The organism is Marinobacter sp., assembly GCF_041690455.1.
Lineage (GTDB): Bacteria > Pseudomonadota > Gammaproteobacteria > Pseudomonadales > Oleiphilaceae > Marinobacter.
Genome location: NZ_JAWLHI010000110.1, coordinates 1 through 7,827, shown reverse-complemented (window position 1 = coordinate 7,827; position 7,827 = coordinate 1). Strand labels below are relative to the sequence as shown.

Genomic DNA, 7,827 nt, shown 5'->3' with positions numbered 1-7,827 from the left:
AGTCCACCCAGGCTCTTGCGGGTAATCAGCTGCATACGGATGGCGATGTACGGGCCGGCGCCGGGTTTCTGCAGCGGTGCCGGTTTGCAGGTGCGCAGGCGGTCCGGCTTCCATTCCCGGGCGTGCTGGATCATGCGGATCTGGGGGTCATTGTGGAGGCTGGTGCCATTGGCGAAGTTGGCGTCAAAGGCATCTGCCGTGGCCTGGAGCGTCGCCGGGTTGACGTCATGGGAGCAGGTCAGTGCGTTCATTTTGCCGGCCAGGTCGGCCAGGGTATCGGCCACCAGGAAGTCGCGGCTCTCATGCTGCATCTGTCGAACCAGGGCGTGGTTACCCAGCAGCAGTTCTTTCACGAACAAGGGGAACTGCTTGTCCCGGATCCGGGCATTGTGCTCGGCACCGGAGATGGCAAATTCCTTGGCGGCGATACGCCAGTTGAGCAGGTGCCAGGTCCAGGGCTTTTCCTGCTCGGCCACACGCTGGCACAGCCAGTGGGTGTCGAAACCCGTCACGAGGGGCTCCGGGCCGATGCGCTCGCCCCGGTGGTTCAGCCACAAGGCGGACTTACAGGGAATGGTGGATAGCCCGTGGCCCGGGAAATGCGGGTACGGATGCGGGAAACCAGCGGCGTAATTCCACATTTCCCCGGCGTGGGTGATCCGGCCATCAAGCGTGTCCGCTACCCAGTGGTGCATACGGCCATCGGCGTAGGGATGAGCCCCGTTCAGCATGCGGGCGGGTTGCGGCCGGTCACCGGGCCAATTGGCCCGGCATTGCTCATGGCTGCCGTTGATGCCGCCGGTGGCCAGAACCACAGCGGAGGCCGCCAGACGAACCTCCTCACCGATGGCCTCATTAATGGCCAGGGCGCCGCTGACCTTGCCGGCTTCATGATCCAGTTCGGTGATGCGGTGCTCGTGCAGCAGGGTGAGTTTGCCGGCGGTATTCTCCCGGTGCAGGGCTGCCAGCAGGCAGCGGACCAACTCCCGGGCAGTGCCCCAGACCACGTGATAACGGGGCAGCCGGTTGCCATCGCCAAAGCGCCCCCGCTCCACCCAGTTTACGGCTGGAAGAAACTTGATGCCTTCGTTGCTCAGCCAGTCATACACCTCCGTGCGGGAATGCTCGACATAGTAACGGGCCCATTGCAGTGGCCATTCGTCATCGGGTGCCAGTTCGCCGAAACTGAGCCAGTCACCCAGGGCGATTTCCGGGGTGTCCGCAATCTTCATTCGCTTCTGCAGGGGGGTGCCTACCAGCATCATGCCGCCAAAGGCCCAGAACGCGAGGCCGCCCATACGTTCCTCGGTATCACGGTCCACCAGGGTGACGGTTTTCCCGGCCCGCAGGCCTTCGAGAGCGGTGACAATGCCCGCCAGCCCGCCGCCAACCACCAGAATGTCTGAAGCAATCACCTTGGCCATAATGCCTATCCGACCCGTTAGTAATGAGTTGTCTGATTCAAAGATATACCGGTACCATGGGTTTAAAATTGACATCAGAGGCCAATAAAATTGACATTAGAGGCCACCGTTTCCATGGGCTGGGTCAATACCGTGATCGGAGCGGCCGAACGCCTCTCCGTGGATACGGATACCCTGCTGGCAGAAGCCGGCATTCCCGCGTCCGCCTGCGAGCTGGAACGCTGGCCAATCGATGACATCACCCGCCTGTGGCATGCGGCGGAGCGCTGCACCGGGGACCCGGGCTTCGGGCTGAAAGTGGGCGCAGAGTTCACACCCATGAGCATCAGCGGGGTGGGGTTTGCCCTTCAGTCTGCTGCAACCCTGCGTGAAGCCATCGTGATGGTCCAGCGCTTCCAGCGGCTGATTTCCGATGGCGGCCGGTTCCAGATTGTTGCCGGCAACACCGCCACATGGCTGGTCTACCATCCCCGCCAGGGCAAGCTGGCGTTCAGCCCTCACCAGATCGAGGCGGTGCTTGCATCTGTGGTCGGCTTCGCCAGCTGGGTGACAGGAACCCGGATGCAACCGGCCCGGGTCCAGTTCAGCCAACCCCGGCTCGGGCCGCTTCAGGGCTACCAGACGGTATTCCATTGCCCGGTGGAGTTCGAGCAGGCGTTCAGTGGCGTGCTGGTGGAAAACACCGTGCTGGATCACCCCCTGCCCCAGGCTGACCCCCAGCTTGCACAGGTTCATGAGCGCTACACCAGCGCCCGGCTGGCGGCCCTTACCATGAACAGTGCCTCGGTTGCGGAATTAGAGCGGTGGCTGGCCGCCCGTGTGGGTCCGGTGCTTCCCCGTCGGGCAGATGCGGCCGAGGCACTTGGCATCAGCGAGCGAACCCTGGCCCGGCGGCTTCAGGAACAGGGCCAAACCTTCGAAGGTCTGCTCGATGAAGTCCGACGCCAGAAGGCACTCCAGGCGGTAGCCGAGACCAGTGCCGCCCTGCCGGAGATAGCCGAGTCCCTGGGGTTCGCCGAAGTGAGTACCTTCTACCGGGCTTTCAAGCGATGGACCGGCTCGCCGCCGGTTCGCTGGCGCAAGCACTTCGGGCATTCACGTTGAAAATATTTTTTCCCAACTGCAACTTTCTGCCACGTTCTCCCGTAGCCGATATACACCCATCTCAAATCCCTCTGAACAGGTGGGTCACAACCAAACACAAGGAGAACGTCATGAAAAAATACGGCAAGAATACTGCGTTGCTGACAGCTACCCTGGTATCCGGCGCCATGATGGCGGGTGCCGCCACGGCCGGTCACCATGAAATGGACGGCGCACAGGTCTGGGCGGATGACCAGAGTGTTGCTGCCGGCACCGTTACCGCGAAGAAAGTGAATGCCGAGAAGAACGGCTGGCTGGTGGTTCACCGCACCGGTGACGACATGAAGCCCGGCCCGGTTGTCGGCCACGCGCCGCTGAAGAAAGGCAAGAACATGGACGTCGCGGCGATCCTGACCGAAGAGGTCAAGCCTGGCGACATGCTCATGCTGATGGTTCACGGGGAGGATGGCGGCATGAAAACCGGCACCTTCGAGTACACCCTCGGGGCCAAGGAAGACGGCCCGGTACGCAAGGACGGCAAACTGGTGATGACCACCATTACCGCGAAATAAAACGCCAGGAGGGGAAACTCAGGCTGCCGCGCTCCCCTATGGCGCGGCAGCCGCTCAGTTCCAATCAGATTTGCTTGTAAACAACCTCGGACAGACGACTGCGGTTGCCATCGGTATCCAGGGTCCGGATCGCGAAGTACCAGGTGCCGGCGGTCAATTCATCCACCAGGAGTTCATCCACCGACGCGTCGCCGATTGCAAGGCTCTGGTCGAGGCTGTCCGGATTGGTTCCGTATACCACTTCAAAACCCGCGATCTCCCCCATGCTCAGGCTCTCGCCGTTTTCGCGGGTCAGCGGCGCGGTCCAACTCAGCAGTGCGGCATTGGCCGGGATCGTCGGCTCCTGAACAGTATCGGTTGCCGGCGGCTCGCTGGTATCGGTCCCGGTATCCGCTACGGTGTCGCCGGAGCTGTCCGTTCCCGTCGTATCGGTGTTATCAGCAATCGGCTGATCGGTGCTTTCGTCAGTTGTTCCGGTGGTGGTGTCGCTGCCACTATCAACTGTCCCTTCGCTACTGCCCGAGCTGTCTCCTGAATCCGCAACTTCGGTGTCGGAATCCGCGTACACATCGGCAATGGTTTTGAAACGCTGGACATTACGATACTCGACAACAACCAGCTTCTGGCTGATCACACTCGACTCTACCGTAGCCTGTAGCTCTGAGGACTGGAGCGCGGCGGCACTGACCAGATCCGCCAGCGCCACATTCACCCCATCTCCCATGATGTCGATCTGGCCAGTAGCTGCGATCTGGGAGGTCATGTTGTTCAGCACCTCGGAAATGGTGCTCCATTGGGCACTGTCATTCACCAGGGCCAGGAAGGCGGCGTTGGCGATAGACACCTGCAGGGCATCTGCGGAAACACTGCCCAGGTCATCAAGTCGGGTCAGGTCCGGCGGGGCCAGACGAAGGGATCCGGAGGAAAGCCCGAACCAGCCTTCAACCGTCTGGTAGGCGCCAGATAAGGCTTCCGGAGATAACCCGTTGGCACTTCGCTCCGCCAGTGTGACCGCCAGATGGGTCAGCGGAGTCAGGTGCACGGTTTCCGTGGTCAGGTCACCGGCGCCCCGCAGGCGGAAGTTGCTATCCAGCGGCATGGGCTGGCCGAACGCGACAGCCCCGGCACCGGCCTGATCACACCGGGGAACCACATCGCAGATCATGCGAGTACTGCCATCCGCCTGCAGCTCAACCAGCGCCCAGCCATCGGCCTTGCCCCGCAAGCGCAGGTCATAACTGCCGTCATCAGCAGTCAGCACAGGTTTGGCCGCCAGCCGGTCGGGTGAGTAATAACCATCTTTGTCCGCCAGCAACCGGTTCGCCGTCACAATTCCTTTCTGAATAACCCCTTTCATGGCGGCACCAGCAACTTCGACTCCAGGCTCCTGTACCTGCGCCACCGTATTGCTTTCGTTGGCCGTCATATCCTTGAAGCAGCCCGAAAGAAGAACAGACGCCGAGAGAACCAGCAGCCCCTGCTTCGATAAATTTTTGCCGCAATATGACATCGTTTTGCACCAATTTATTGACGAATTGGGCAGATCATACTCCGGCAAATTCCGACCAAAATGTGATCAGATTGGCTTTTTATGGAGGGAAATTCGTCGGGAAAGTGGCGCTTACGGTAGGAAACATCGGGACATTGAAGGTTACATCAGGCAGGTCGCGAAAACTTCACTTAACTTTATGATTTGCTGATCATATTTTGAACACTGATCGGTTAGGGGTAGACAATCTGGCTCAGCCGTTGCCTGTCACGATTACAAATTTAAACAGTGAGCGAACTGCCATTAGTCCATGAAACTGCGGCAGCCCGGCACTTGCCAGACCGCCGCAGACTTTGGCTTCCTAATTGCGAGGGTCGTCCTCCGGATTCAGATACTCGATCCCCCAGGGGCCATTTCCATGCAACTGGATCACCGTGCCTTCATCCCCGGTATAACCGAACATCGGATCTCCCGGCGACATGATCGCAAGGCTCCCTGTGGGCAATGCCCTGGCTTCATCGCGACGAAACTCCTCGCCGTGGGCGAAATGAAAGGTCCCGGACAAAACGGTGACCCGTTCATAGGCCGGATGAAAGTGCGGAGCCACTTTGTAGTTTGGCGGTAAACGCAACCGGATCGTGAACGGATCGCCACTGGCGAGATCGCCCTCCAGAATCGATATTTCCGCCCCTTCTGCCATGGATCCGACCGGCTTCCATGTCAGCTCGGAAGGCTCGATCATGACATGCCCCTCACCGTTGTACGGCGTCTTCGCATAGGCGCCACCAGCGGCACCAATGCACAACGAGGCTGCAAGCAGGCCGGTCGTCAGCAGCTTGCCTCCGGAGTGTCCGGTGCCTGAGATAATGTCCATCGTCTATCCTCCTCTTATCAGATTCTCAGAGGTTTTCTGGAACACCGGGGTCCTGCCCGGCTGACCGCAAGGACGCGGCAGCAAAAGGGAATGTTCCCGGAAAATTGCCGGGAACATTCGGGTTGTCAGAGGCGTCCCTGTAACAACGCCAACGGGGAAACACCATGAGACCTGTGGAAACGGAACAGCGTTGTGAATCGACAATTTCAGACGAGCGTCAACGGCTGTTCAGGAGAAATGTGGAGCGCCTGATGGACCGTCTCTACGGCACGGCCCTGCGGATGACCCGTGATGCGGATGAAGCCGAGGATGTGGTGGCGGAGTCCGTCAGCAAGGCCTGGCGCGGGCTCGATCAACTGGACGATCTCACCCATATGGAAGGCTGGCTGTTCCGGATACTGCACAATACCTTTGTCAGTCTCAGGCGCCGGAGACAGTGCCGCCAGGACCGGGAGGTTCCCCTGGATGTGGACGACGGGGCGGAGGATTGCCAGTTCTCACTGTTCGAGAACCTTCACCAGCCGTTTCTGCTCTGGCTGGGCCGGCCCGAAACGGAGTTTATCAACCACCTGCTGGAGGAGGATCTGAAAAGGGCCGTTGATGACCTGGCAGAGCCCTACCGGATCGTGCTGGTGATGGTTGAAATACAGGGTTATAGCTACGAACAGGTTGCCCGGATACTCGACATTCCCATGGGCACGGTTCGTTCCCGGCTGAGCCGGGCACGTTGCCTGCTGCAGAAAGCACTCTGGACACAGGGCCGCGATGCCGGCCTGACCACCCACGGGACCCGTTCAACAGCCGGAGACGAACAGTGAACGCATCGAACATTTCATGTGACGAAGTCATTGAACGGTTGTTCGAGTATCTGGACCAGGAGCTGGATGCGACCAATCGCGCTGAGATCGATCATCACCTGCGACGCTGTTTCGATTGTTTCAGCAGGGCTGAATTCGAGCGGCGGTTGCGCGCGCGTATTGCTGAAGCCGGCACGGAGCAGGCGCCGGAACGTCTGCGGGCGCGGATCCGGGAACTGACCGGGCAATAGCCTCAAGGCAGCGAAACTTACAAGGAAAAGACCATGGTTGCGATTCTAGGTTACTCTGAAGAACAGATTCGCGAGGCGGTTCAGGACATGTACACCAGCGTCGCCGAGGCTCCCGACTCGCCCTATCATTTTCCGGTCGGTGCCGGTGCCTGCCACAGTCTGGGCTACCCGGAAGACCAGATTGCCGAACTTCCCGACAGCACACTCGCATCGTTCGCCGGTGTCGGCTGGCCTTTCCGGGGGCAGGCGCTCCAGCCCGGCCATACGACCCTGGACCTGGGTGCCGGCGCGGGTAACGACAGCGTCATCGCGAGCCGGATGGTGGGTCAGTCCGGGCATGTCATCGCCCTGGACCTGACTGCTGCCATGACCCGTAAACTCCGACAGCATACCTCGAGGGACTGCCAGAATATCAGCGTCGTGCAGGCCTCCGCCGAGCAAATTCCCCTTGCGGACCGATCCGTGGACAGCGTCACCAGCAACGGAGCAATCAATCTGGTGCCATCAAAACGGCAGGCCTTTCGGGAAATGTTCCGGGTCCTGAAACCCGGTGGCAAGGTCCAGCTTGCGGACGTGGTCATCCACAGCCCCGTCAATGTCGATTGTGACAGTGACCCCCGCCTCTGGGTTGAGTGTGTGGTAGGCGCCACCGTGGAGGAAGACCTTCTGGCCATGATGGGCGACACCGGATTCGAGGATATACAGGTACTGAATCGCCATGACTACTTTGCCTTGAGTCCCAGCGCACAAACCCGGGAAATTGCCCGCAGCTTCGGGGCACAGTCAGTGGAAGTGTCCGCCAGGCGGGGTGAACATCCACCCGGGCGATTACGGGAATGGCTCCGGCGAAGTCACCCTTCGCGCTGGCTCGGCCAACTGCATCGCCGTGGCTTTTCGGGTATGGCGGCACTGGGTCTCGCCCTGCTCAGCTGTTATGGCGTGGTGGCCATGACCGGCCTGCTCACCCTGGCCGGCATCCGGCTGGCGTTGTCGCCGCAGGCCTGGTCCCTGGTCATCGCCACCTTTACCCTGCTGGCCTGGCTAACCATCGCTGCCGGCTTCCTGCATCACCGTTCTGCCCTGCCCGCTCTTCTGGCCACCGTTGGCGGAGCAACCGTGTGCTTTGCCCTGTTCGTGGATTACCACGTGCTGACAGAACTTGCGGGGTTTGCACTACTGGCAGTGGCCGCCTTTGTGGACCTGCGCTATCGACGACGGCTGGAAGCCCGGAAACTTGGGCTCGATGGCGCCACACGGGGTACCTTCCAAGACGGGGTCAGATGAAAAGCGCGGACGCGCTTTTCATATGACCCCAATTTCACCGAAACCAACACCCC

Annotated in this window: 8 protein-coding genes; 5 read left to right on the top strand and 3 right to left on the bottom strand. The window is 60.4% G+C overall.

Annotated features, from left to right (window positions below):
• Window positions 1-1,424, bottom strand: a 1,424-nt coding sequence (locus tag ACESMW_RS17900) for an FAD-dependent oxidoreductase (protein WP_372988338.1), incomplete at its 3' end; no start/stop codon positions are given.
• Window positions 1,425-1,514: 90 nt separating this feature from the next.
• Here ACESMW_RS17900 and ACESMW_RS17895 point away from each other — a divergent pair.
• Window positions 1,515-2,528, top strand: a complete 1,014-nt coding sequence (locus ACESMW_RS17895) for an AraC family transcriptional regulator (protein WP_372988337.1) — start codon at window positions 1,515-1,517, stop codon at window positions 2,526-2,528.
• 110 nt (window positions 2,529-2,638) lie between these two features.
• Complete coding sequence (locus ACESMW_RS17890; protein ID WP_372988336.1) at window positions 2,639-3,079, top strand: hypothetical protein; 441 nt, start codon at window positions 2,639-2,641, stop codon at window positions 3,077-3,079.
• A 64-nt stretch (window positions 3,080-3,143) separates the two neighbouring features.
• Here the strand turns inward: ACESMW_RS17890 and ACESMW_RS17885 are convergent, their stop codons facing one another.
• Window positions 3,144-4,505, bottom strand: a complete 1,362-nt coding sequence (locus ACESMW_RS17885) for a hypothetical protein (RefSeq protein ID WP_372988335.1) — start codon at window positions 4,503-4,505, stop codon at window positions 3,144-3,146.
• 424 nt (window positions 4,506-4,929) lie between these two features.
• A complete protein-coding gene (locus ACESMW_RS17880; protein WP_372988334.1) occupies window positions 4,930-5,442 on the bottom strand; it encodes a cupin domain-containing protein in 513 nt (170 codons plus the stop codon).
• A gap of 164 nt (window positions 5,443-5,606) precedes the next feature.
• Here ACESMW_RS17880 and ACESMW_RS17875 point away from each other — a divergent pair, with 164 nt between their 5' ends.
• Genes ACESMW_RS17875 through ACESMW_RS17865 form a run of 3 tightly spaced genes read left to right on the top strand, consistent with a single transcriptional unit; the run spans window position 5,607 to window position 7,774 of the window.
• Complete coding sequence (locus ACESMW_RS17875; RefSeq protein WP_372988333.1) at window positions 5,607-6,260, top strand: RNA polymerase sigma factor; 654 nt, start codon at window positions 5,607-5,609, stop codon at window positions 6,258-6,260.
• Window positions 6,257-6,490 (top strand): mycothiol system anti-sigma-R factor, encoded by a 234-nt coding sequence (gene rsrA, locus ACESMW_RS17870; RefSeq protein WP_372988332.1) that lies wholly within the window; start codon window positions 6,257-6,259, stop codon window positions 6,488-6,490. The genes ACESMW_RS17875 and rsrA overlap by 4 nt, the downstream gene beginning before the upstream one ends.
• A 33-nt stretch (window positions 6,491-6,523) precedes the next feature.
• Window positions 6,524-7,774, top strand: coding sequence for a MerC family mercury resistance protein (locus tag ACESMW_RS17865; RefSeq protein ID WP_372988331.1), 1,251 nt, complete (start codon window positions 6,524-6,526; stop codon window positions 7,772-7,774).
• Window positions 7,775-7,827: the final 53 nt, after the last annotated feature.

Bases quoted from the DNA above. Each gene is read 5' to 3' on its own strand.
- ACESMW_RS17875 (WP_372988333.1), top strand. From the start codon at position 5,607: ATGAGACCTGTGGAAACGGAACAGCGTTGTGAATCGACAATTTCAGAC.
- ACESMW_RS17885 (WP_372988335.1), bottom strand. From the start codon at position 4,505: ATGACGGCCAACGAAAGCAATACGGTGGCGCAGGTACAGGAGCCTGGA.
- ACESMW_RS17890 (WP_372988336.1), top strand. From the start codon at position 2,639: ATGAAAAAATACGGCAAGAATACTGCGTTGCTGACAGCTACCCTGGTA.
- ACESMW_RS17880 (WP_372988334.1), bottom strand. From the start codon at position 5,442: ATGGACATTATCTCAGGCACCGGACACTCCGGAGGCAAGCTGCTGACG.
- ACESMW_RS17865 (WP_372988331.1), top strand. From the start codon at position 6,524: ATGGTTGCGATTCTAGGTTACTCTGAAGAACAGATTCGCGAGGCGGTT.